This is a genomic window from Bacillus sp. MC1252, from assembly GCF_056838025.1.
This window is the reverse complement of record NZ_CM166369.1, coordinates 276,954-300,821: the sequence shown is the minus strand read 5'-3', so window position 1 is coordinate 300,821 and position 23,868 is coordinate 276,954. Positions and strand designations below refer to the sequence as shown.

General features: G+C 41.6%; 23 protein-coding genes. 6 read left to right on the top strand and 17 right to left on the bottom strand.

Annotated features, from left to right (window positions below):
- Positions 1 to 28 precede the first annotated feature (28 nt).
- The 8 genes from ACYH0L_RS01665 to ACYH0L_RS01630 all read right to left on the bottom strand — a co-directional run bounded on the left by ACYH0L_RS01665 (position 29) and on the right by ACYH0L_RS01630 (position 7,296).
- Positions 29 to 844 (bottom strand): HAD family hydrolase, encoded by an 816-nt coding sequence (locus tag ACYH0L_RS01665; protein ID WP_230031239.1) that lies wholly within the window; start codon positions 842 to 844, stop codon positions 29 to 31.
- Complete coding sequence (locus ACYH0L_RS01660; RefSeq protein WP_099726142.1) at positions 841 to 1,950, bottom strand: cysteine protease StiP family protein; 1,110 nt, start codon at positions 1,948 to 1,950, stop codon at positions 841 to 843. Before ACYH0L_RS01660 ends, ACYH0L_RS01665 begins: the two co-directional genes overlap by 4 nt.
- Complete coding sequence (locus tag ACYH0L_RS01655) at positions 1,943 to 3,274, bottom strand: phosphoribosyltransferase family protein (protein ID WP_327924667.1); 1,332 nt, start codon at positions 3,272 to 3,274, stop codon at positions 1,943 to 1,945. Before ACYH0L_RS01655 ends, ACYH0L_RS01660 begins: the two co-directional genes overlap by 8 nt.
- Positions 3,264 to 4,451: an HpcH/HpaI aldolase/citrate lyase family protein gene (locus ACYH0L_RS01650; RefSeq protein ID WP_099726144.1), complete on the bottom strand. Its 1,188-nt coding sequence runs from the start codon at positions 4,449 to 4,451 to the stop codon at positions 3,264 to 3,266. Before ACYH0L_RS01650 ends, ACYH0L_RS01655 begins: the two co-directional genes overlap by 11 nt.
- Before the next feature lie 99 nt (positions 4,452 to 4,550).
- The gene (locus tag ACYH0L_RS01645; protein ID WP_034320586.1) at positions 4,551 to 5,330 is read right to left on the bottom strand and encodes a TerC family protein; all 780 of its coding nucleotides are present in this window, start codon (positions 5,328 to 5,330) and stop codon (positions 4,551 to 4,553) included.
- A 141-nt stretch (positions 5,331 to 5,471) separates the two neighbouring features.
- Positions 5,472 to 6,050, bottom strand: a complete 579-nt coding sequence (locus ACYH0L_RS01640; protein WP_482354296.1) for a TerD family protein — start codon at positions 6,048 to 6,050, stop codon at positions 5,472 to 5,474.
- Between the two features lie 41 nt (positions 6,051 to 6,091).
- The gene (locus tag ACYH0L_RS01635; RefSeq protein ID WP_099726145.1) at positions 6,092 to 6,673 is read right to left on the bottom strand and encodes a TerD family protein; all 582 of its coding nucleotides are present in this window, start codon (positions 6,671 to 6,673) and stop codon (positions 6,092 to 6,094) included.
- A gap of 20 nt (positions 6,674 to 6,693) precedes the next feature.
- Positions 6,694 to 7,296, bottom strand: coding sequence for a TerD family protein (locus tag ACYH0L_RS01630; protein ID WP_034320581.1), 603 nt, complete (start codon positions 7,294 to 7,296; stop codon positions 6,694 to 6,696).
- A 410-nt stretch (positions 7,297 to 7,706) separates the two neighbouring features.
- Here ACYH0L_RS01630 and ACYH0L_RS01625 point away from each other — a divergent pair, with 410 nt between their 5' ends.
- Both ACYH0L_RS01625 and ACYH0L_RS01620 read left to right on the top strand, forming a co-directional pair.
- Positions 7,707 to 8,699, top strand: a complete 993-nt coding sequence (locus ACYH0L_RS01625) for an LLM class flavin-dependent oxidoreductase (protein WP_249705174.1) — start codon at positions 7,707 to 7,709, stop codon at positions 8,697 to 8,699.
- Positions 8,700 to 8,910: 211 nt separating this feature from the next.
- Positions 8,911 to 9,951, top strand: coding sequence for an acyltransferase family protein (locus ACYH0L_RS01620; RefSeq protein WP_410610142.1), 1,041 nt, complete (start codon positions 8,911 to 8,913; stop codon positions 9,949 to 9,951).
- A 19-nt stretch (positions 9,952 to 9,970) separates the two neighbouring features.
- Here the strand turns inward: ACYH0L_RS01620 and ACYH0L_RS01615 are convergent, their stop codons facing one another.
- Positions 9,971 to 10,750, bottom strand: coding sequence for a glucose 1-dehydrogenase (locus tag ACYH0L_RS01615; RefSeq protein ID WP_482354295.1), 780 nt, complete (start codon positions 10,748 to 10,750; stop codon positions 9,971 to 9,973).
- Between the two features lie 119 nt (positions 10,751 to 10,869).
- On the bottom strand, positions 10,870 to 11,298 hold the full coding sequence (locus tag ACYH0L_RS01610) for a cell wall hydrolase (protein ID WP_099726149.1): 429 nt from the start codon (positions 11,296 to 11,298) through the stop codon (positions 10,870 to 10,872).
- Positions 11,299 to 11,836: 538 nt separating this feature from the next.
- Between ACYH0L_RS01610 and ACYH0L_RS01605 the strand changes: the two genes are divergently transcribed.
- Positions 11,837 to 12,898 (top strand): DUF4352 domain-containing protein, encoded by a 1,062-nt coding sequence (locus tag ACYH0L_RS01605; protein ID WP_099726150.1) that lies wholly within the window; start codon positions 11,837 to 11,839, stop codon positions 12,896 to 12,898.
- A 328-nt stretch (positions 12,899 to 13,226) separates the two neighbouring features.
- Here the strand turns inward: ACYH0L_RS01605 and ACYH0L_RS01600 are convergent, their stop codons facing one another.
- From ACYH0L_RS01600 to ACYH0L_RS01590, 3 genes are all read right to left on the bottom strand, one after another.
- Positions 13,227 to 13,562: a hypothetical protein gene (locus ACYH0L_RS01600; protein WP_482354294.1), complete on the bottom strand. Its 336-nt coding sequence runs from the start codon at positions 13,560 to 13,562 to the stop codon at positions 13,227 to 13,229.
- A 149-nt stretch (positions 13,563 to 13,711) separates the two neighbouring features.
- Positions 13,712 to 14,887, bottom strand: a complete 1,176-nt coding sequence (locus ACYH0L_RS01595) for an ABC transporter permease (RefSeq protein WP_482354293.1) — start codon at positions 14,885 to 14,887, stop codon at positions 13,712 to 13,714.
- Entirely contained in the window at positions 14,887 to 15,627 is a 741-nt protein-coding gene (locus tag ACYH0L_RS01590; RefSeq protein ID WP_034320560.1) for an ATP-binding cassette domain-containing protein, read from the bottom strand. Before ACYH0L_RS01590 ends, ACYH0L_RS01595 begins: the two co-directional genes overlap by 1 nt.
- A gap of 161 nt (positions 15,628 to 15,788) precedes the next feature.
- Between ACYH0L_RS01590 and ACYH0L_RS01585 the strand changes: the two genes are divergently transcribed.
- Positions 15,789 to 16,490 carry a LytR/AlgR family response regulator transcription factor gene (locus tag ACYH0L_RS01585; protein WP_099726154.1) on the top strand — a complete coding sequence of 234 codons (702 nt, stop codon included), beginning with the start codon at positions 15,789 to 15,791 and terminating at the stop codon, positions 16,488 to 16,490.
- Positions 16,491 to 16,501: 11 nt separating this feature from the next.
- Complete coding sequence (locus ACYH0L_RS01580) at positions 16,502 to 17,467, top strand: sensor histidine kinase (RefSeq protein WP_099726155.1); 966 nt, start codon at positions 16,502 to 16,504, stop codon at positions 17,465 to 17,467.
- 39 nt (positions 17,468 to 17,506) lie between these two features.
- On the opposite strand, the gene ACYH0L_RS01575 is transcribed toward ACYH0L_RS01580, so the two are convergent.
- Positions 17,507 to 18,436: an aldo/keto reductase gene (locus tag ACYH0L_RS01575; RefSeq protein ID WP_367308256.1), complete on the bottom strand. Its 930-nt coding sequence runs from the start codon at positions 18,434 to 18,436 to the stop codon at positions 17,507 to 17,509.
- A gap of 601 nt (positions 18,437 to 19,037) precedes the next feature.
- On the opposite strand from ACYH0L_RS01575, the gene ACYH0L_RS01570 reads away from it, so the two are divergent.
- The gene (locus ACYH0L_RS01570) at positions 19,038 to 20,072 is read left to right on the top strand and encodes a DUF5105 domain-containing protein (protein WP_482354292.1); all 1,035 of its coding nucleotides are present in this window, start codon (positions 19,038 to 19,040) and stop codon (positions 20,070 to 20,072) included.
- 56 nt (positions 20,073 to 20,128) lie between these two features.
- Here the strand turns inward: ACYH0L_RS01570 and ACYH0L_RS01565 are convergent, their stop codons facing one another.
- The 3 genes from ACYH0L_RS01565 to ACYH0L_RS01555 form a co-directional block, all read right to left on the bottom strand.
- Complete coding sequence (locus ACYH0L_RS01565; protein ID WP_482354291.1) at positions 20,129 to 21,214, bottom strand: SEC-C metal-binding domain-containing protein; 1,086 nt, start codon at positions 21,212 to 21,214, stop codon at positions 20,129 to 20,131.
- 192 nt (positions 21,215 to 21,406) lie between these two features.
- On the bottom strand, positions 21,407 to 22,345 hold the full coding sequence (locus tag ACYH0L_RS01560) for a response regulator (RefSeq protein ID WP_099726158.1): 939 nt from the start codon (positions 22,343 to 22,345) through the stop codon (positions 21,407 to 21,409).
- A 4-nt stretch (positions 22,346 to 22,349) separates the two neighbouring features.
- Positions 22,350 to 23,636 (bottom strand): ATP-binding protein, encoded by a 1,287-nt coding sequence (locus ACYH0L_RS01555; RefSeq protein WP_482354290.1) that lies wholly within the window; start codon positions 23,634 to 23,636, stop codon positions 22,350 to 22,352.
- Positions 23,637 to 23,868 lie beyond the last annotated feature (232 nt).

Genomic DNA, 23,868 nt, shown 5'->3' with positions numbered 1-23,868 from the left:
TATCATATCATTCAGCCTTCTACTTCTGCTATCGAATTGAAGGCTTTTTTGCAGTGGTCATCTGCTTTATGACACAAGCGGTGATTTCATCTGCCGCAGCCATGCCAGATGCTGCTGTCGGCTCAAGTGATGGGTCAAAGTCGAGAACTTCCCCATGCCTTGGGGCAAAGCCCGTATCCGCCTGACGAATGAGATCTGCATCTAACAAGGAATCGCCCGCACCATATACGTATTCAAGCTGTAGCCTTTCCTTTAGAAAAGCAACAGCAGCCCACTTATTGAGCGGCTGTGGGATAAAATAGAGCTTCCGGCCCTGAAGTGAAACCTGCCAGCCTCTCTCCTCGCCCCACAGCTTCAATTCAGCAAGCGGAATGTGAGAAAGATGCTCGTCCTTCATGATCAAATAAAGAAATCTTCCCTCTGCTGTCCGGGTGCGCTTGACCCATGCGGCAACCGGAAGTTCAGAGATGGCCCGCAGCATATCTCTAACTGGCATACACTCTCTGAGTCTCTCATCAACAATGACCTGCCAATCCTCAAGCGGCTTGCCATGATGAAGGATACAGCCGCCATTTGTCGTGACGGCATACTCCGGTTTGAGCTCTTGTTGAAAGAAGGTGATCCGTTCATATTGTGCAGTCGTTCTTGTCGTCACTGGGATGAACCAGCCTGTTTGATGAATCATCTGTAAGGTTTTTTTCGTTTCAACAGACATATAGGAAAGCGGCCGTTCATCCAATACCTCAACTAAATCATATGATCCCTCATACGCATACTGTTCAAGCATTCGATGTGAGTATATCAGCGTCCGGTCTAAATCACTGGCAAACGCACATTTCTTCATGACGATTGCTCCATTGGGCGAATTAATCCGCAGCACGTGTAAGACATATTCGCATATTCAATGACTGGAACGCCTCTGTCCTCTGCCAAAAGCAAAATATGCTTAAGCTTCTCCTGAGACCCAGGCTGAATCAGGATTTTCCAAGGGATTCTTCTGAGCAGCACACGGGTCGTCTCACCAACACCCGGCTTAATCAAATGTGTATTTTCAATTCCGAATTCCTGACCGATTGCTTCAATAGATGTCATCCCCCGCCAGTCAGCAGGCGTCCCTTGCGCGAGAATGGTCTCTGCTTTTTCTTTTACATTTGGTCCGAGACAAGAAAATGCTTCTTCAATCGTATCCACATACAGATTGGACACGTCCTCATCCAGCAGCTCTTCGTAATATTTGGCTCCATGGAAATCATCGGCATTGATCCAGCGGTTGTTTAATACCGTTCGACTAACAAGCCCTGACACCGTCGAATTCAGGCAGGCACTTGGAATGAGGAAGTCCTCCCTTGTTCCGTATACATTGGTACAATAGCCAGGATCAGCCAGCACAGCCAGCTCACTAGAAAGACGAATCTCATATTTATGTTCAAAATCAATCACAGCTTTTTGAAGCTCTTTGGAAATAGCACCTTTTCCGGTCCAGCCATCAATAAAGGCAATCTCAAAGCCTGGATGTTCTTTGAGCATATAATGCAGCGCATTCTCGTCTATTCCTCGGTCTCGAATAATAGAGATGCTGTAATGAGGTAGATCGAGACCATACGTCTTGCGAATATATCGTTTGATAAGCACCCCGATCGGTGTCCCAGCCCGCGCCAAGCTGCAAAGTACGGTTTGGAAGCCTCGCTTTTTCACAATTTGTTCTGCCACAACCGCTACTGCTTCTGCTACCTTTTGCTTACTTTCTTCTAGAGATTGATAGAATAAGGTCATATAAGATGGCGTTGGTTTATATTCAATTGGCAGCATTTCTGAATAATGCGCACCGCTCTGAATAGAACGTTCTCGCTCCTCTGTACTTTTCTCCATCTCAATTGATGATAAATCCTTGAGTAAGAAGGTTACATCCTGCTCTGGATAGCTTCCCATTTTTGTATACACATTAGCCATTCACCTTCACCTCGTCTGATAAAGTCACAATATGCACATGCTTCACATGCCGCTCGGCAAATAAGTGAACAAGCGGAAGCAATGCCCCCTGAGAGACCTTTTTCTCGAAAAAGAGAAATACATCATCGTATTGATCTTTTGGTATGTTGTACACGTAGTGCTGAATTCGAGCATCCTCTGGACTCATAAACGCAAACCCATTCTGAACAGCATATCCATCCTTTTCGACCGGATGGATCGGGCTTCTCGTCGTTGAATGAAAAAGAACGCCATCCCCCATATGTGCTGCAAGTCTCATCGGCACATACATCAGCTCGCCTGTTCCTAAACAGAGTGTCAGTTTCCCTTTCCGCTCCTTCTTTAGTTTCAGCCCAGCCTCAGCAGCTGCTTGATCGATGGCTTCCGTATCCGCTTCGTTTAAACCGAAACGACCTGTTTCATGTATATATGGCGTATGACCAGCCAAATTTGTTGCATGAGAAAGTGAATATGGAACTTGCCTAAAGAAAGATTGAAGGGAATGAAAAGAGAGATCTGGTCTATTCTCTTGCTCAGTAATCTCATATGAATAAGCAGGCTCATCTAGTGTTTTGCCCCGAAAGACCATCTGTCCTCTTAATAAAGACAATGCTGTGATGTGAATACCAAGCTCTTCTTGAAGCTGAAGCATGGCTTCCTCGTGCTCCTCTGTCCGCCAATCCAAAATGGAAAGAATGGTATAAGAATTCCGCGGGTACTTTGCATGAAGGTCCCGAATGATGTTGATATTTGTGCGGCCTGTCGTGACTTCATCATCTACTAACACAATGGGGCGGTCTGTACGAAGTAATGCTTCGTCTGCATAACAAAGCTGATCTGTTGCATGCGAATGCTCTTCTTCAAATACCAATGCAGGATCAAAATCTAGCAGCTGTTCACGAGTCGTATGAATGTAAGATGCTCCTTCTATCACGTCAAACACACCATGACCAAGTGCTGTTGCCGTTTCAGCAAAACCGATCACGATAGGCTGTTTGCCTGCCGAAAGCTTCTCTTTTTTGAGCGCTTCATAGGCTTCTGTTAACGTCGCGTGGTCATCCGTCTTGAGTGACTCTACTAGACGGTCTTGATGCAGGGGCGTCTTGCCCGTTTGCTCTTTGGCATAAGCCATTGCCAAAAGACCAGAGACAAGGAGCGGCTTCACTGGATGAACGGGAATATGTTTACCGAGCACCTTACTAACAAATAAAAAGGCTCGTTTTTTATTCACCCTTGCCGCCATTTCAAAAAGATGCTCTTTTTCCAGCTGAAGCGCACCTTCTTTGAGGTCAAGGTCAACCTCCATATGTTCCAAGATGTTCAGCGTATGAAGCTTCTGCTTCTGTGAGTATGTCGATATAGCTTCTATTTTCATGAAACACCCCGTAAATGTCTGACTTAATTAAAATGTGCTCTGCCCAACGATAATGCGGCTTCGTTTCATTCATCTTATTAGAGAATACACTCTTCATCACGCCAACTGTGCCATCTGCATATTCCAAAATGCTTAATGCATCCATGTACTCTTCCTTTGTCACAACGTACATGCTTTGAACTGGCTTAAGATGTGTTGGATGAATCACTGTCTTTCCATGTATGCCGTTTGCCACATCCAGCCTTGTCTCCTTGAGTAAGCCTTGTACAGGATCGAACTCAGATGAAAAAGACTCCACGCCCTTAGAGAGCGCACGGATGAATGGCTTCTGTTCTTTTCGTGCCGGGCCAAAATGTTCCCATACAGCACCAGATATCACAAAAGAACGGCCAAAATAATTGATGATATCTGTGATCAAATCAGCAATGAGTCTGATCTCATAGATAGTGGTCTCACGATCACGGCGAATGCCATATAACCCACAAAGATCTGTAGCCCCAATGCGAATATTCAAAATATATTCCTCGTCACCCAGCATGATCTGCTTCAACTCGGACAACACCGCATATCTTGTTTCTTTTTCTAATAAATCGGGTGTTTCCAAAATGGGCATTCCATAAAGTTTCGTCTTCGTTTGTGCCGAAGCCCGTTTCAGGCTGTCCAAATATGCCTTTGCATTATGAACGGAACACTTCGGGAACACAAAACCCGTAAGTAAATGAAGAGATGAACCAAGCAAGTCTGCCATTTTGAGCAGCTGCTTCGGCGAACGCACCCGAATAAATAAAAGCGGCAAATGTTCAGCTGTTTCAGGAAAATGAGTTAATTTCTCCTTGAGACTCGCCAATTGTGCCACTACATTCTGTTCGGCCATGTCCACTTCTTGATCACCGATGGCATCCTCCAAACAAAACACAACAGAGCAAAGCGCTTCATATTTCTGCGAAAGCAGCATGTCTGCTACATCCTGTCTTGTCGCAGGCATATACAAAGTAGCACCTAATGCATGCGCAAGTACATGCTTTGGCGTCATTGAATGAATCGCCGCCGGCCGCTTGAAAAAAATATCGTGCTGCCTCGCCTCTGATAAAAATCGAAAATACCGCATGCTGTGCCACCTCCTGTTGTTTAGAGAAAATCGAACAAATGACTTGATGATTCAAAAAAGGATGGAGCCGCTAGTCAACTCCATTCCTTTTTGATCGTCCTATTCTTCTTTTGAAGCCGCAGCTTCATTTGTCACATCTTGATGTTTCTTCTTATTGATTTTATGAACAATAAACGTTCCGATAAAGGCTAGGATAATAATCGCAAAAAATACAAGATGCGGGATTTCAATATGAGCCGCACTCAATGCCATTTTGGCTGCGATAATCCCAATGAGAATAAATGCTGTATTCTCAAGCTCTGGTATACGGTCAATGAGAACAAGGAATAACTGTGCGACTGTACGCATCATGAGAATGCCAAGCATTCCGCCTAATAGAAGAATCCATACTTCCTCAGATACAGCGAATGCAGCAAGGATACTGTCAACCGAGAAGGCAAGGTCCATAATTTCTACAGAAATAACGGTTGCCCAGAAGACACCAAATACACGAATCATCCAGCCTTCTTTTTTCAATTCCTTCGCTTCGTCATCTCCATCACCTAACCAGAAGTGCTTAATGACAAGCCAAGCTAAGTATGCAGCTCCTAGAACCTTAATCCACCAGAACTTAATCAGCAGCATCCCTACGCCAATGAATAGAAAACGGAAGAAATAAGCGCCAATTAATCCGTAGGTTAATGCCTTTTTACGCTGTTTTTCTGGTAAATGTTTCACCATGACCGCTAATACAAGTGCGTTATCTGCTGATAACAATCCTTCAAGCACAACAAGGGTCCCGATGAGCCCCCAAGAGACAGGGTCTGATAATACCTCTGCCCACATATGCCAATCAAAAAACGAGGCATACGTGTCCAACATATGTTTCAAAATGTCCAACTGGTTTTCCTCCTATAAGTGTAGAAGCATCAGCAGGCTTTCGCCTGCTGCTATTCTTGATCGCTGTTTTCTTTCTCACTTTGGAAAAGGCCCTTATATGAGTCATTGGCAGCGCCTCTCGAATGGATTTGTTTCTCTTATTTACACTTCTAACCCATAATTTTGACAAAGAGCTGCAAGTCCGCCAGAGAATCCGCTTCCGATTGCGTTAAACTTCCAATCGCTTTCGTGGCGGTACAATTCACACACCACGACAGCTGTTTCAATTGAGAAGTCTTCCCCTAAATCAAAGCGAATCAATTCTTCCCCGCCCTCTTCATTTACAACACGAACAAATGCATTTGAGACTTGTCCAAAATTCTGGCTGCGCGTCTCTGCTTCATGGATCGTAACTGTAATTCCGATACGATCAATGTTAGCAGGAATTTTCGAGAAATCAACGAGAATTTGCTCGTCATCTCCATCTCCTTCACCCGTCCGGTTATCACCTGTATGAGTGACACTGCCGCTCGGATGCTGAAGATTATTATAGAACACAAAGTCTGTATCTTGCTGACAACGATTGTTTGCATCCACTAAGAAAGCCGAAGCGTCCAAATCAAATTCGGCTCCGCCAGAATATTTATTCGTATCCCAGCCAAGTCCGATCATCACTTTTGTCAGCCCTGGGTTGGTTTTTGTTAAATCGACACGTTGTCCTTTTGAAAGCTGAATCGCCATATTCGTTTCTCTCCTGTCTTTGAAAATATGAAAACCAGTCGTTACCCGATATCTAAGCCGAAGTCCGTTGCAATACGTGCAAGTCCGCCTTGATAGCCCGATCCGACAGCTGAGAACTTCCATTCCCCGCCATGACGGTATAATTCACCTACAATAATGGCCGTCTCTATTGAGAAGTCCTCTGCCAAATCATAACGAATGAGCTCTTCATTCGATGCCGCATTTAAAATACGTACATATGCGTTAGACACTTGTCCGAAATTTTGACTGCGTGCTTCTGCATCATGAATCGTAATGACAAATGAAATCTTCTCAACACTCGCTGGCACAGCTGAAAGGTCGACATTGACCTGCTCGTCATCTCCGTCTCCTTCTCCAGTGCGGTTATCGCCAGTATGTACGACACTGCCGCCTCCGCCAGTTGTTTGATTGTAAAAGACAAAGTCAGATGGAGAGCTCGCTTTACCTGCCGCATCTAAAAGGAATACACTTGCGTCTAGATCAAAGTCTTGTCCGCCGTCATACTTATTTACGTCCCAGCCAAGACCTACTACCACTTTTGTTAAACCTGGATTCGTTTTTGTTAAATCAATTTTTTGACCTTTCGCTAAAGAAATTCCCACTAGGAACCTCTCCCTTCTGGTTAAATGTAATTTCTCGTAATATCGGCTAGCTTCGCATCATTTGTACCATTTCCAACAGCCGCAAACTTCCAATCATTCTCGTGACGATAAAGCTCTCCCACGATTAATGAGGTTTTTCCTGCATACTCATCTTTCAAATTATATTTCACTAATTCTTGATTGTTTGAACGATCAACGATGCGAATGTAAGCATTCTGAATCATACCAAAGTGTTGGTTTCTTCTAAGGGCATCATAGATGTTCACGACAAACACCAATTTATTCACATTGCCCGGCACCTTGCTTAAGTTGACGAGGACTTGTTCATCATCTCCGTCTCCTTCTCCTGTCAGGTTGTCACCTGTATGCTCGACACTGCCGCATTTGCTTTTCAAGTTGCCAAAATAAATCAAATCTTTATTTTCAACAAACTTATCATTTTTCAGCATCAGTACTGAAGCGTCACAATCAATATCAGCGCCGCCTCCGCCGCCAAACAGCTTTCCTAAAAAACCGCCGCCTTGTGATACAGGGTCCCAGCCAAGTCCAACCAGAATATTCGTTAGTCCTGCTTTCCCTTTTGTTAAATCAATACGTTGACCTTTTTCTAATGTAATCGCCAAATCAATCACTCCTCAAGCATAATAAAAATCTATTTATTAAGCGATGGACCCTATTAAAATCATCATACATGAAAATTCGACAAAATTCATGAAATGACATTGGAGCCTCTTACTCTTTTTTCTATTTACTAGTATATACGATCTATGTTCATGATAGGTTTCAACAACATAATATTTTTTTAAAGAAAGATCCATGTCGTAAACGAAGTGTTTCATGTGAAACATTGTCGAATGCTCCCGGTAAACAGTCTTTACTGATGAACGGAAGTGTGGGCAAGGTTTCATATGTTGATATAGAAAATATAAATGCATTCGTATGGAGGATAAACCCTTTCGTTTCCTTCCATCCATCTATTTCTTTATACTTGTGAATAGAGAACATTCAACGTGTTGATGAAAGGATGTTGATGATGCCATCACTTCATATATTAGATCAAGTCGCCATTCCTAAGGGTCAGACAGCGCAGGAGACATTGATTCACACAACGCAGCTGGCTCAGCTTGCAGAAACACTTGGGTATGAGCGCTATTGGTTCGCTGAACACCACAGCACAAGAGGGCTCGCTAGTACAGCGCCTGAAATATTAATGGCTCATATTGCGGCTCATACATCGACCTTGCGTACAGGGTCTGGCGGTATTTTACTTCCGCAGTACAGTCCTTTTAAAGTAGCAGAGGTCACGCGTCAGCTTGAAGCTCTTTATCCTGGACGAATTGAGATTGGTGTCGGCAAATCTCCAGGCGGGATTGAAAGGACGAGACTCGCTTTGACGGACGGCGTGAATAAAGATCTGTCTCAGTTTGACCGCCAGCTGAAGGATCTGCTTTTTTACTTATCAGACAGTCTGCCTTCCGGTCATCCGCATGCAGGGGTAAAAGCGGCTCCGCTTGTTGATTCTCATCCGCCGGTTTGGCTGCTTGGACTAGGAGAAAATAGTGCAAAGCAGGCTGCGGAGCTTGGCATCAACTATATTTTTGGCCACTTTATCCACCCTGCGCGCGGCAAGCAAGCATTTGAGACGTATCGGTCACACTTTTCTCCGTCTGTTTTTTCCAGCCAGCCTCAATCTATGTTTGCTGTCTTTGTGATCTGCAGTGAAACAGATGAGGAGGCCGACCGGATCGCCAGGAGTACAGATTTATGGCTGCTTCGTGTTGAAAAGGGACTCGATAGCCGCGTTCCTTCTTTAGAAGAAGCAGCTGAATATCACTACACCGCACAGGAAAAGAAAAAAGTGTTACAAAACCGCCGGCGAATGATTGTTGGCTCGAAGCAAACAGTGAAAGAGCAATTACAAATCTTAATGGATCGCTATCAAACGGATGAGATCATGATTTTGAACAATTCATTTGATCCACTAGAAAAACAGCGCTCCTTCAAGCGAATAGCACAACTATTTTGAAGCCAATCCTCTTGGCTTCTTTTTTACATTGTCATAAAAAATGGGAATTGTAACATAGAGATGTCAAAATCCTTCCGTCTGTCATCTGATCGCAAATGTGTCTTCTAATCGTTAGCGAACTGTAAACGCATGAAAGGTGTACCTTTTATATAGTAGAGGTACAGATTGAATGAACGGTTTACGATGCTGAGAGGGAAGGAGATGATAGGAAATGAAAAAAAGACTCGATTGGGTAGATGCAGCAAAAGGAATCGGCATTCTGCTGGTGGTCATGGCGCATGTGCCCATTCCAGATTCGTTAAAGCAATTCATTTACTCTTTTCATATGCCGCTTTTCTTTTTACTATCTGGCATGATGTTTAGATCATCCTCACGCCCTGCTCTGTCATTTATTCAGAAGAAAGCCAAAAGCTTACTCTTACCGTATCTCTATTTCTCCATCATTACGTATGTTTTCTGGTTCTCCGTTACCCGTTTTTTCGCATTCAAGGGGCAAACGGATATTGATCCCTTCGTTCCATTTACAGGTATTTTCATATCCAATGCAGATGAAGCAAGGCTGACACATAACCCAGCGATCTGGTTTTTAACGACACTCTTTTTAGTGGAAATCTTATTTTTCTTTATGCACCGCCTGACAAAAGGAAAACCCGCCGCCTTGATTTTACTGACTGTTCTTTGCGGGGGTGCTGGATATGCTTCTACTTTTCTTTTAGATCAAAGTCTTCCTTGGAATGCCAATGTTGCCTTGACGGCTGTTGTGTTTTATTCGATTGGATTTTTGGCAAAGCAATGGTTTGTGGAATTAAAAACAGATCCAACTCTTCTGCTATGCACTGGTCTGCTTGTGCTGACGGCTTACATGCAAAGCTATAATTCTCGGATCGATATGCGCGTTAACGACTATGGCGATCTATTCATTTTCTATGTATGTGCACTGCTCGGTTCAGCTGCTGTTATTTATTTAAGCTTCAAATTGAAAACATCCCCTATTTTGACGTATCTCGGACGAAATTCCATTGTCATTCTCGTCTTGCAGTTTGCCGGCATCGATATCATGAAAGCATTTGTTTATTATGGACTTGGCATCAATATTTCTGATACAGCGCAGCTCTCTTGGACACTCTTTTATACGATCGGCACATTGCTGCTCATGGTGCCATGCATTTCCTTCCTGAGCAAGTATCCTATGCTGCTCGGCAAACCAGCCAAAGCAGCACACCGCTACGAACAAAAAACATCCGCCGGCTAATCGGACGGATGTTTTTCTATTAATCATTCATTTGAGGAGGATAAAGCGTCATTCCTCCATCCACAAATAATGTGGTGCCTGTGATATAGGCAGCTTCTTTGGATACGAGGAAAGCAGCGGCGGACCCAATCTCCTTCGGATCACCAAAGGCCCTCATCGGAATCTTCTCGAGCTGCTTTTGTTTTTTCTGTTCATCCTGCAAATCATCATTCGATTCGGTTGCCATTGTACCTGGTGCAATCGCATTGACCCGAATACCCGCTTCAGCATAATCAAGAGCCAGCGTCTTCGTCAACATATTCATTCCGCCTTTTGAAGTGGAATAATGAACATTGAACGGGCGCGGAATCTCCTGATGTACGCTGGATATATTTAAAACCGATCCTTTGATGTCATGCTCCATCATATAGGAGATTGCAGCCTTTGCTCCTAAAAATGAGCCTGTGATATTCACATCAATAACTTTTTGCCATTGGTCCAGTGTCATCTCATGCGGCATCGCTTCTTCGCCGTTAAAACCTGAATTATTGACGAACACATCCACTGTACTGAAATGATCCAGTGCCGTATCCATTATGGCTTGAATCCCTTCCTCTTTGGAGACATCGGCATGTACTTTCACCGCTTGACCTCCATGCTGCTGAATGGCTTGTACTGTCTCTTCAGCTCCATCTTCATCGCCTTTATAGTTCACAACCACATTCATTTGCTCTTGTCCAAACCGCAATGCGATGGCTTGTCCAATTCCTTTTGAGGAACCTGTGACAATGGCTGTTTTCCCTTTTAAATCTTGATACATCTTCATTTCCTCCAATCACGCGCTTCACCTTGTTGATACACAATGGTTACCCATTTTGAAAAAAAGAAAAACACAACCCCCCCTGTATTCGTTCAAAGAGGATTGTGCTGTTCATCAATCTAAAAGGTGTTATAGACATTTTCACACGTTTCAGCTGTTGGCTGATAAAAACAATGCGACTTATACCTTGCCACAAACGGCTGATTGTACCAAGTGGGTGGACAATTTCCAGGCGGTTTAAAATACCAAAGGCTGAATTTCGCAGGCCAAAATCGTTCTCCGTTGATATTCCTCCGCGCAAGTGCTTTTTCAGTTTCTCGTGCCCGCTGATAAAAGTAACCGTGCGTGACCGCTTCAAACGCATGCTCCTGATAAATCATTTGTGGAATCGTACGCAGCCCTTTAAAGTCAGAACAGTTGGCACGCAAACGATTGATGCCTACATTTCCTACAAGCAGCATCCCTTGCTTCCCTTCACCTTCTGCTTCCGCTCTTAGCAGTCTGGCCATTAAATCAATATCAGAGCTTGTCGCTCTTACCACTGCCATACATCCACCTCCTTCTCATTTCTCTTTTATTTTATGTGGCATTTCTGTGTAGATGACTGCCATTTTGACATGAAAAAGCACGTTCAGTGTCGACAGCCTGTCTATACATCTCAAGATTTCGCTAGACATGTGTCTCTCTGTCAACAACACACAAACCATGCAATCATACACATAGCAGGAAAAAATATTCATTACCATAGACTCATTTACAAGTCATAAAAATCCTTCTAATTGATGCAACTTCTTCAAAAACAGTCATTTGAACCTATTCAATAATCCGACTCAAAACCTTAAAATATAAAATGTTGAGTTTTTACAGGAGATAACAAACAATAAAATACAAGTTTCTCCTCTCAACTTAGTGTCATTTTTACTACTTGAAGCTGATCAACCTTCGAAACGCACTAAGGGATTGACAGTACTTTCGCTTCATTCAACAGTAAAAAACATACAGTATTTTTCTTTTTGTGCAAAAAGAACGATATGAACTAAAGCTTTCCAATGAAATTCACCATAAACCCGAGGAGGAAAACATGTCATGTTTAAAAAGAAATTATCCCTGTTTCTTCTAATTTTGTGTGTAACTGTTGTCGCTGCTGCTTGTAGTGGTGGAAAAGACAAAACAGGTGCGAAAGAAAACGATACAAAAAAATCCCTTGATGCAGCAGAAATAAAGGTAGAAAGTGCTGAGTACACATTACCACCTCAATACGATACATCTGTACAAGACGATCAGTATGTGCTAAAAGTGAACGTATCTGTGAAAAACATCAGCAAAGAGCCTCTTAATGTTGATAAAAGCAACTTTACGCTTTACCAAGATGACGCACAGGTGTCTACCATCTCTCCAGATGACTACAACGAAGTATTATCTACAAGTTCTCTAAATGCAGGAAAAGTATCAAAAGGCGGTCTTTTCTATGTTGTTGATAAAGACAAAGACTATCAACTTGTTTACACAGAGCCTAGTACTGGATCGAAAAAAGATGATAAAACACTAGAATTCGATATTAAAGGAAAAGACTTAATGAAAAAAGCAGATACACTTCAAGCATCTGCAAAAGCTCTTTCTTCTTATATTGATGTCATGATTTTTGGTAAGAAAAACGACGATTTCGAAAAATTAACTGGTGATAACAAATCAACAGTTGTGAACGAATTTGATAAATCATTCAAACAGGGCTATATCTCCTCATCTGGTATTTCATCTAGCGCAGCGAAAGACGAAAACCTTGATAAGCTTCTAAAAGCTGTGAAAGAAACATTAGCTGAAAAAGCAAAAGTATCAACAAAAACAAAAGCCATCAGTGGTGATAAAGCAATCGTGACTGTGACCCTTACACCAATTGATGCAAGTCCGCTTGTCGATCGTTTGAAAGAGAAAGCAACTGAGTTCTACAGCAAAAACCGTACAGCGTCTTACGATGATGCACAAAAATATTTACTCTCGATCTACCCAGAAGAGTTTAAAAAATTAGGACCATCATCTTCTGAAGAAACAGTAGAAGTTAACATGAAGAAAAATGACATCGACCAATGGAAACTTGATTTGAACGATTACAAAACAAGCTCATTAGTTGAAAAGTTCATCAAGAACTAATGAAAAAACCCCGATTTAAAAACCCCGATTTCCGGGGTTTTTTTCTTTATCCTTTTTTCGGTTGATTCCTATATTTGATTCCGAAATACATACAAGTAAGTAAGAAAACTGCGACCCACACCCACTTACTGTTCATTATAAATATGATAATAGCTGCTACTATCAAAATGGTGAGATCGAGCTTTTTTTCAAGGTTTTTATGAGCGAGAACGAAAATGATGATAAAGCAGGCTATGAAGTTGATCATCGTTATATTCAATTTTTCATCACCTTATTCTTTATGCTTAAAAATAACATGATATGGATGGCTGAAAAATGATACATTCTATCAAGAGGAATTCCCCTTTTTAGCATCATATTCTTTTATCATGTCAATTGGATCAACCGCATCATCTTCTTGTACGTATTCCTCTACATAAGGAGTTGTTAATTTCTTAAACCTTTGCTCATCGTCTACTAAAGCAATATAAGTTTCATATCCTTCAAAATCAGATGGGTATAAATGTGCAACAGAACGACCAGTTTCTAAAGCCCTGTCTATTGCATTTCTTAATTCTAATAAACCTTTCCTGTTCCCCAAAATACATGCTTCAAAATGGTATGTTTGTTGAGCATATATATTACATAACTCTAAAACATCATCATCATCTGTTTGATAAGACATACACAAATCACCTCTTTAGTAAAATTGAGTTAATTATGTCATTTCGCCTTCCATTATGCCATAACCTTTAACCATGTCGCGAGCCATTTTTATATTAATTTCTTTATATAAAAAAACTTGCAGAAGAAATCTACAAGTTTTTGCTTTCTTTATTTTGCAAGCATCCATTTTTCTTTCATAAACATGACTCTAACGGCCACAAATAAGATAACCACAACGAGCGCAGTAGAGCCTAGGGTGAGTGCAATCGACATTGGATCGAGGATGCCAAACATCAATTGCTTACACAGCGCATGAATATTAAGGAATGGGACAGCAAAGTAATACGTATCTAGCTGCGTAGCACCTGCTCTCATGGTAAAGAACATCGGGATCACACCTAGTGTAATGATCATGGACATGTACGACTGTGCTTCTTTGACTGAGCCTGAAACCACACTGAGCAGCAGTTCAATCATCGATACCATGAATGAGAAGATGATGAGCGCCGCAAACATGACGCCGATAATGCTCCACATTTGATCACCAAAGTTCAGTGCTTGTTTCAGCTTTTCTGTAAAGAGTAATGTGGATAGAAGCAGCATGCCGATCGCCACAATTCCACTTAAAATACCGAACATGGAGACAGCAAGCCATTTTCCTATGAGAATCTGGAGTCTGCTGGCAGGTGTCAGGAACAATGCTTCAATCGATTTTCGGTCTTTTTCACCCGCTACAATATCAAGCGCAGCTGGCAAAGCGCCTGAGATGACGGAAGTTACTAAAATCATAGGAAGGAGAATCGACAAAAGCATAGCGGTCATTCCGTTTTCCCCTTCTTCGCCTTCTTCTACATCAACGGACTGTACCTCAAACGGATGAATAACGGACGTGTTGATCTGATTGTTTGCTAAACGCTTTTCCACCACTTGGTTTTGGTACTGCTCCAGCAATGATTGCAGCATTTGAACCGCTATGACCGAATCATCGTCCGTTGTATACCCATGGATTTTAATTGCAAATGATTCTTGATGCTGAAGCATTTCGTCAGCCTCTTTCGGCATTTCCAGGTAAGCATTTGCCTCACCGTCCTTGACAGCTTGCTGCGGGTCATCAAATGTTTCAAGATGAATGTTTTTGACCTCTTTGATCATTTGATTCATTTCGGATGGAAGCTTTTCATTGACTGCGACCGTATAGGTTTCATCCCCTGGATCTGCGATCATGCTTTCATAGAAGAACACTAGTCCAAGCATCGTCAAAAGGGGTATCAGCACTGTTAAGAGGAGCGTTTTCCGGTCCCTTAACGCATCTGTCATTTCTTTTAAAAATACGGTTTTCCACATTATGAAATCCCCCTTGCGAGCTTCGACATAAAGATATAGTTCAAGTCTTCACTTTGTTCCTGTGCGTATAATTCTGGAAGTGTTCCTTTGTACACAAGCTCTCCTTGATGAATCATCATGACACTGTCACAAAGCAGACTGACTTCTTCCATGATGTGGCTTGAAAATAGGATGGTTTTATTTTGCTGTTTAAGCTGATGAATAAAATCTCTGAAAATATTACTTGACGTGATGTCTAAGCCTGTTGTCGGTTCATCAAATAAGATAATGTCAGGATCATGAATCAATGTTCTGGCAATCGCCACCTTTTGTTTCATCCCCCGTGAGAATCCTTTCACCTTGCGATCCATATATTGTCTCATTCCGAACCGCTTTGCTAAATCCTCTATTCTTGCTTTGATTTCATGCTGATCTAAGCCATATAATTTCCCAAAGTATTCAAGATTTTCTCGAGCCGTCAAACGGTCGTAAAGCCCCGTCTCTCCGCCAAATAAGACACCAATTCGTTTCTTCACTTCTGTTGCTTCTTTTACTGTATCAAAGCCCGCAACATTCACGGTTCCATGAGTAGGCTCTAATAAAGTCGCAACGGCGCGCAATAATGTGGTTTTTCCTGCACCATTTTCTCCTAGGATGCCAACGACTTCCCCTTCCTTCACGGAGAACGTCATATGCTTCATCGCCTTCACGACTTTTTTCTTATCTTTAAACCAGCAGCTGCAATCGCTGAGAGTAATCATTTGGTTCGCCCCTTTCGTCTTTCTAAGTCTATGATAGAAAAAATGATGCCTGCCTGACATAAAAATGTCGCGAAACGTCCTTTTTCTGTCTTGAAATGATCGATTTTAAAAAAACAAATGGTAAAATAGACAAATAATAAGAATGGTCATAGGTGATTTTTATGATAAAAGTAGGTCTTGTCGATGATTACCGAGTGGACTTAGAAAAGCTGCACGCCATTCTCGGCAGAATGGAGGCTGTTGACATTGTCTTTGTCACGCAGTCAGCAGAGGATGCATACGAGAAGGTCAAACAGGGAGACATTGATCTGTTGTTTGCAGACATTGAAATGCCTGGAATGTCCGGCTATGAATTAGCGGACCTCATTCACTCTCACGCACTGAATGTCGATGTTGTATTTGTGACAGGAAACAGCGGATATGCGGTCCATGCGTTTGATTTGAATGTACATGATTATATTATGAAGCCATACCACGCCGATCGAATCGCCAAATCCTTAGAGCGCTACATGTCAACCAAGCAGGAGAAAAGCATTCATGGACGGCTTCTCATCAAGCAGCAGTCAGATATCCATGTGCTGCAGAAGAAGGATGTCATTTTTGTTGAACGAACCGGCCGATCAACGACCATTGTCACAACAACAGGAGATATCCAAACGTACCAGACATTAAACGAGTTAAAGGGCGATTTAGCTGAGAAGGATTTTATCCGTTCCCATCGCTCGTTTATCATCAATATTCATTACATTAAAAACTTTTCGGCGTATGCCAAAAATTCATTTGTCGTGTCTTTTGAAGGCACTGATAAAAAGGCCATGATGACCAAGCAGCAATTAGAATACTTTAAGAAATACTACTTTTAAGGAGAACGAACGTGAACGCTTACTATCTTGGATTCCGCATATATGCTCTCATATGGTTAGGTCTTGCGTTTCAAGCAACTGCTGAAGCTTTTCTTCCGGTGACGTCAGTGGTTTTGTGGCTCCTCACCTTTTGTGTCATTTGTCTTTATACATTCTTCATGTACAAAAGGTTTTGGCCTAGTATCAGTGGATACGTGATATTAGGCGCTTTTGTGCTGATCACCTGCGCAGGGCTTTCTCTTTTTCTGACTCAAGGGAATGGGCTGGGCCATCTTTTGGCTTTCATGATCATGATCACAGCAGATCTCCTTACATTGACGATGATGCAGACGGAGCGCCGGTTAAACGGACGGCTTCAAGAGCTGACAAACGCAGAATCGAGAACCAATGAATTGCTGCTTGAGCTGCGCAGTAAACATCATGAAACAGCCAGACATTTAAATGCCTTTTCCGCGTCGAAAGACGAGCATGATATCAAGGATTTGATTCAACAATACGTCAAACATTTCCCTTGGATCAAAGGGGAAAACGCTTATCTGGCCTCAACCCTTCATCCCTTTTTCCAGCGGGCTGAAAAAGAGAACATTGCACTTTCCGTAGATCTTCAAGCACCATTTTCTTCTCTTCCATTTTCTAAGGCTGATCAGGTGAGTTTTACTGGCAACCTGCTCGACAATGCCCTTGATGCAGCAATTGAAGCGAAGCAAGCCGGGAAAGAGGGCAGCATCTCGGTCACGACCTCTATACGGAGCGGGCTATTTTTGATCCATTGTGAAAACAGCACAAAAGGAATGGAGAAACACGTATTAGATCATTTGTTCAAAACTTTTGGCCGTTCCACAAAAGGCGGCGATCACCAAGGAATGGGGACTTATATCATCCATCAGCTTGTTGAAAAAGCAGACGGTACGCTTGATTTCACTTACCGTTCTCCAAATTTTCGGCTCGTGATCAAAATCCCTCTCACGATGACATAAAAAAATAAGGTGCAGCTGCGCACCTTATTTTTTTATATATTAAGAGAAGATCTGGTCGATTTGGTTGATTTCCTCTTTTGTTAATTGAACATCGTTTGTTTTTAGGTTTTGCAAGACTTGCTCTGCTCGTTTTGCACCAGGAATAATGGCATCAATGCCGTCCTGCGCTAAAAGCCAGGCCAGTGCTACGTGTGCTGTTTCTGCGTTCTTTGATTGTGCAATGACCTTCAGCTTGTCTACTTTTTCGAGATTTTGAAGGAACGCATCGCCTTGGAAAAGCGGGTCCTTTGCTCGAATGTCATCAAATGTCGCATCCTTCGTAAATTTTCCAGTCAACAAGCCTGATGCCAACGGAAAATAAGGAATAAAGGAAATGCCATGTTCGACACAGTATGGGAGAAGATCCTGCTCCGCCTGACGTTTCAGCAGAGAATACTCCGATTGAAGTACATCTAAGTAGCCATCTCGGTTAAAGACTTGAAGCTGTTCAAAATCAAGATTTGATGCACCAATTGCCCTGATTTTCCCTTCATCCTTCAATTCCTTTAATGTGCCTGCTACTTCATCCAACGGCGTGCGGCCGTCAGGGAAATGCATATAGTACAAATCAATATAATCTGTTTGCAGTCGCTTCAGGCTATTTTCGACCTGTTCTCTTAAGAAATTGCGGCTATTATCAAGTTCAATTTGCCCGTTTACTTCTTTATGAGCTCCTTTTGTCGCAAGGACAAGCTCCTCTCTGCCGCCTCGTTTGGCAATGATCTCACCGATCAATTCTTCTGAACGGCCCAGCCCATAAATAAAAGCAGAATCTAAGAAATTGACACCTTGATCAAGAGCCGTTTCCACAAGCTCCCGTCCAGCATCTTCACTCAAATTCGGGAATAAATTATGCCCACCTACCGCATTCGTACCAAGCCCTATCGGATTCACCTGTAAATCAGTTCGTCCAAGCGTTACCTTTTTCAAAAGCTCATCTCCCTTATCTGCTTAATCATCCTTATTTTCCCATGAATCATTTTCAAAATTCAAGTATCCTGCTCTCTGAAAATCAACCTGCAGGTGGACGTCGCGAAAATAGGTGAAGATACACTAAAACGAAAAGCGGAGCTTCTCATGACCATCAAAATCGTCATCATCATCCTGCTCCATATGACAGTCAGCTCCCATGTATAAGATTTGCTGATGGTCTTCTTGCCCTGGCATTACTACCAAATTGGCAATATGATCGGATCGTGGTCTTCGTGATCCGTCATCTTCTTGTATATAACTACTATCTCTCTTTCAAGATTTTTCATTAAAAGCATCTAAAAATAAATCTATAATCAATTCTTTTTTACTAGTCTTTTCCTCTCATCACCTTCTTATATTCATATATTTTTGTGAAAAAACCTACCAAAATAGGAATTAAAACCTATTCATCATCATGAATAAAACCGATAAAATAAATAAGGTAAATTGACATTAGGATAATTTCCCCTTTCTAACCCGAATATACCATTCAATATATCACTTTTATCTTAGAAGGATGACGCTAAAGAAAGCGGGAATATATACAAAGGAGTATGAAATGATTAAAAAAACAAGTGTACTAGTCATGATTGCATTAATGATGATTTTCTCTGCAGCTTGTCAAAGCTCAGTAAAAACAACAGATTCTGAAAAAAAATCCTCTAATACAGTAGAGGTAAAAGTGAATAGCTATGAATATACTTTGCCAGACGACGCATCGACCACTCTTCGAGAAAATGAATTAGTGTTAAAAGTCAACCTAACCATTACGAACAAAGAAAATAAACCACTTTCATTATTAAGCAGACATTTTACTCTCTATCAGGGTGATTCACAAGTGTCAGAATTAGATTTTTATAGCAGCAAAGACAGACTTAATTCAACTTCATTAAATAAAGGCAAATCTGTAAAAGGCTCTCTTTATTTCTTGGTAGATAAAGGAGCGAAATACCAACTCGTTTATCAAAATCCAATCAATAAAGATAGTGATCCAATTGAAATTGACCTTGATGGAAAAAAGATTATTGATACAGCAGAAAAATTAAACAACGCAGCAAAGGCCCTTAATGCATATACAGATGTCATCGTATTCGGTAAAGAAAATAAACAGTTCCCTGAACTAACTGGTGACAATAAGGCTGATCTCGTGAATAAATATAATGAAATGTTTATTAAAGACTTTAGAAGAAGTGCAAGTATCTATGGGAACGAAGTCAGTGATGAAGACATTCTAAGCATGTATCAGCGCATTCAAAACACAGTGAAGGAAAAAGCCAAAGTAGAAACTAGTGTAAAAGCTATCAAAAATGAAGAAGCTGAAGTTGTGGCAAAAGTTACAGGCATTGACGCATCTGAATTAGAAGACAAGCTGGCTGATATTTCAAAAGAATTTTATAAAGGGAAAATCACAAAAAAAGAGTTGTACAAAAAGAGCTTGAAGATATATGCGAGTGAATTTGAAAAACTTCCTCCGGCATCCAGCCCTACTGAATTTGAAGTGAAAATGAAACGTAACGGTGAAGGTCAGTGGAAAATTGATTTGAACGATTTTAACACAAAAGAATATATGAACAGTTTTATCATCACAGAATAATGTTTAAAAAAGGCGCGGAACCCTCAATAAGGTTACCGCGTCTTTTTTGATTACTATTATACAGTCGCCTCTTGCTCTTCTTTAACCGCTTTTTCGATATCTTTAAAACGGCTCGATACAGTAGACGCACTAATGCCATACTTTTTAGCAACTTGTGCTTGAGAAAGCGGGGCATCACTTGCAAGCGAATGAATATAATATTCGATTCCCGCAGCAAATGACGCTGCTTTACGGATCACAGGTGATTTCTGATCACAGTACGCTTTCCAAACCGTTAAAGCGCCATCTGTCAGGCTTTGATCACCGTGCTCCTTCATCCCGTCTTCAATCTGCTTGGCTGTTTCCAGCTGAACGTCACTTGCCCAGTCCATACGATCTGCTAATAGTCCTGTACCGCCTTCTGTTTGAGCAGGTGTTTCCGGTTCTTCTACTTCTTGCTTCGCAAACATACACTTCAGCACTTCAGGGAATGATTCTCTCATAAATGTGCTGCGCGCTCCTCCATTTGCTTCGTGTGCTTCAACGAGCTGGCGAACCTGAAGAAGAAGGGTATCTGTAAACTCTTTCGCAAACATCGTATATTGAATGAAAAACTCTGCTTTGTCTTCAAACTGAACAGGGAAACCAAGCACGAGACTGCCCTTCTCTGGCAGCACTGTTTGATCCGGTTTTACATCAACTTCAACCTTCTCCGCTGTCACCATATTCTCAAAGTAAAGAGACTCGTCCGTTTTTTCATTTAATAAAAGCAATGATGGTTCCATGTCTGTCCAAGATTGAACTACTTGTTTTGTTTTCGGACGGGTAATTTCCTCTGCTTTCTTTGTCAGGAATTCATGGAAGATGGTTTCTTTCTGATCCGTTAATGGACGGAAGAAAATGCCCCATACACTCAAATGGAAAACTGAAATTTGTTGCGTTTCTTTATCCATATCTGCAAGGAAAGAAAACTCATTAATGAATTGATTGATGGCTCTCTGATGCTTAGAGAAAGCATAATTCATTACATCCTTTTGAACTTGTACAGCTTCCTTAAACACAAGCTCAGACGTTTGTTCTCCGCCTGACTTTTGACCACAGCAATGTTTATATTTTTTTCCGCTTCCGCAAGGGCAGAGCGCATTTCGTTTAATTTTTCCCAAAATAAAACCTCCGACATTCTAGTCTAACCTCACTATTTTAACAAACGATTGCACAGGAGGGTTTTATTTTCAAGAAAAAAGAAAAATCAGAATGATCAGATAAATAACAAAGACACCTGACGAGCACGTCTGATCATAGAAAAGGGCTCCCTTCCACTGTTTATTTTCTCCAATCATTCCAACAGATTTTTCTTAGCTCATTCCTTCGAATAACTGTTTTGCTTCGAAATAAAAGATTTGAACGAACTTCTTCGTATTGACTCTGCCCGTCGATCCTGCGGGTGAAGATGTCTTCTGCATTTCTTTCATTCTTTGGCTGACATCGGTAAAATCAAAAAACTTCGACGCATAGTGCTCAAACTTAGGATTCGAAAAATCTGTTAATCCTAGTGAAGCGAAATGATTCAAGGAATGATGAATGGCTCGTCTAATTCGCTGCTCTGCCGCTTTCACTTCCCGCATCACTTCCACATCAGTCGCACCATGATCCAGCTTTCTTTCAGCCGTTTTGATAAACAGCTGCTTTAGTGGAGGAAAATTGACCTCATGGGAATTGGCTGTCTGTGTTTCATGTAAGTAGATCAGTATCTCTATTAGATCCTTAGAGCCGCTCTCTCCGACAATTCCTAATTCAGACAGGAGAAATTCTCCTGCCTCTTTCATCGTTCTTCGCTTCGCCCCAGAGCCCCCATCACGAGAAATCACGGGCTCTAATGGCAGCACATGACGAAGGGAAGCTTGAATATCGTAAATCGATTTTTCCAGCTTGATGCGCTCCATGACTTTTCGAATGACACTGACGATCTCAATTCGATTGACAGGTTTATGAATATAATATTCAATCCCCAGTTCATAGGCTTCTGCCATCATCTCTTTCGCCTCTACTTGAGAAATCATGATGACCTTGCCTTTGAATTCAGGGTGTATATGACGAATGGTTTGAATGCCATCTCTAGCAGGCATTAAAAGATCAATCAGAAGGATGTCTACTTTTTTGAGATTTAATGAATGAGCTTCTAATCCAACTCCGTCATCGGCTTCATCCACGACCTCTCCCAAATCCTCATCCTCAATAATTTGACCTAAAATCGAGCGTATTGCACGATCATCATCTGCAATGAAAAATCGCATACACTCACCCTTTCTGTATTAAATTTTGTATAGGAAGGACAAGCTGAAATGCTGTACCTTTTGTTTCTTTTTGTTCGATCTGGATTTGACCCCCAAGCTCTTGAACCAGCTCTCTCACATAGGATAAGCCAATCCCAGTTGACGGTGTACCAAATGCATCAAATTTCGAAGTGTAGCCTGGATCAAACACAACATCTCTCAATTTTTCAGGAATACCCTGGCCATCATCTTCAATCCGAATCTCTATTTTATCATGACCGCCTTTTAATACGAGTGAGATCGTTCCGTTATCTTCTATTGCTTCAACTGCATTTGCCATTAAATTATTAATCAAAGATAAGAAAATAAAAACATGATAATCATGCAAATGAATGCCACGTATATCAGAGGTAAAGGAGATGTTTTTCCCTAGAGATAGGGCGTATTTCTCTTGGATGCGGATCACAATGCGAACAAGCTCTTCGGCTCTCATATAGTCTTGCATATTTTCCTTTGAAATCAGCTTTGAAAGCCCAGCATAAATACGCTGATTGTCCTTTTTCACCTCATGGATTTCTCCTGCGAGCTTTAGCAGCTCCTGACTCACTTTCTTCCCTAGTTCGTGGTCATGCAGTAGACGGTAAAGCCGATACGATTCTTGCGTAATGTGCTCTGTATGATTTAACGTTTTCTTTAAGTGAACCGTTTCCTCATATAAATTCGAAATGACCATCATCATATGCTCATTTTGTTTCATGATTTGTTTCTCTCTTGATTGTGCCTCGTACAGCCTCATCATATTAAAAAAGCTGATCACCACAAAGCTGTGAGCAAACGCGATGAGGAACATATCACTCAGCTTTGATAGGGTCATCGTTGTATCGAACACTAGAAATTGTACAAACAGCTCGACAAAATCAGCCAGTAATTCGATCATGAGACCGATGATCCCAATGAAAATAGAGCGCTGCTTAAAACGTCCCGTACGAACGGCAAAAAACAGAAAAGCATAAGTAAAATAGAAAAAGAAACTTGGGAATTGCTGATAAAACGACGCAGCCATATCAGCATTCTGCTGAATCAGATCTAAGCCTACTCGAAAAAGTACAATGGCTGCGCCTGTTAAAAATCCCGGCAGGAGTGGTCTAGATTTTCTTAAGAGTAATAAACAAAAGAAAAACGCAGGTGCTCCAAAACTGATGCGAAATGTCTCGTTCACAGGATAAAACTTCAGCTCTCCTGCAAGCGGCACAATGACCACCATAAAAATTAAAATGAATGCGTCTTTTTTGACAAGCTGGTTTAAACTCAAATGACTGACATCCCTTCCCCTGTTTGCATAGCCACAGTATACAAGGAGACTCTTTTCTTCACAATGTGCAAAAAAATAATTTTCACTACGCCTTTCATCTCCAAAATCCTTTTTTATGACTATTCTCCGAGGGAGCAAGGTGACCTTTCAGCTATTCTGCATTATGGGGATTGTCTACAATAATGGGAATTGTTTAGACAATTGTCGACAGACTGATTTTTATTTGTAAGTT